This window comes from Streptomyces sp. UNOB3_S3, from assembly GCF_020740895.1.
Classification (GTDB): domain Bacteria; phylum Actinomycetota; class Actinomycetes; order Streptomycetales; family Streptomycetaceae; genus Streptomyces.
In genome coordinates this window covers 1-608 of record NZ_JAILXP010000771.1, presented here as the reverse complement: position 1 = coordinate 608, position 608 = coordinate 1, and the positions used below count along the sequence as shown (strand labels likewise).

At 70.6% G+C, this 608-nt stretch carries 1 pseudogene; it reads left to right on the top strand.

The window, feature by feature from the left end:
- Positions 1–446 (top strand): annotated as a pseudogene (locus K6I33_RS35560) (pyridoxal-5'-phosphate-dependent protein subunit beta); the annotation flags it as partial.
- Positions 447–608: the final 162 nt, after the last annotated feature.

The window sequence follows — 608 nt, the reverse complement described above, 5'->3', positions numbered from 1 at the left end:
GCGGCCTCGGCTCGAGCATCTACCCCCGTAACGTCGCCTACGAGAATTTTTCCGAGGTGCACTGGGTCTCCCCCGCCGAGGCCGTGTGGACCTGCCGCCAGCTGGCCGCGTCCCACTACGCCACCGGTGGCTGGAGCGTCGGCGCGGTCGCCCTGGTCGCCGGCTGGCTCGCGCGCACGCTGCCCGCCGGCACCCGCATCGCCGCCGTCTACCCCGACGGCCCGCAGCGCTACCTCGGCACCGTCTACGACGACGACTACTGCGCCGCCCACGGCCTTCTGGACGCCCCACCGCCGGTCGAGCCCGAGGTCGTGGGACGGCCGGACGAGAAGGAGGTCACCCGCTGGACCAGGTGCACGACCGTCGTCGACCCGGTGACCGCGCAACGGGACGCCACCACCGTCGCAGGCAGCGCGCCCAGCAAGGACGACGAGGGCCGGTCGTGAAGAATCCGCTGTCGCAAGCCCGCACGTTCGACCGTAGCGTCCAGCTGTTGATGGCGAACCAGTTCACCATCAACCTCGGCTTCTACATGCTCATGCCCTACCTGGCCCAGTACCTGTCCGGGAACCTGGGCATGGCCGCCTGGACGGTCGGACTGGTCCTGG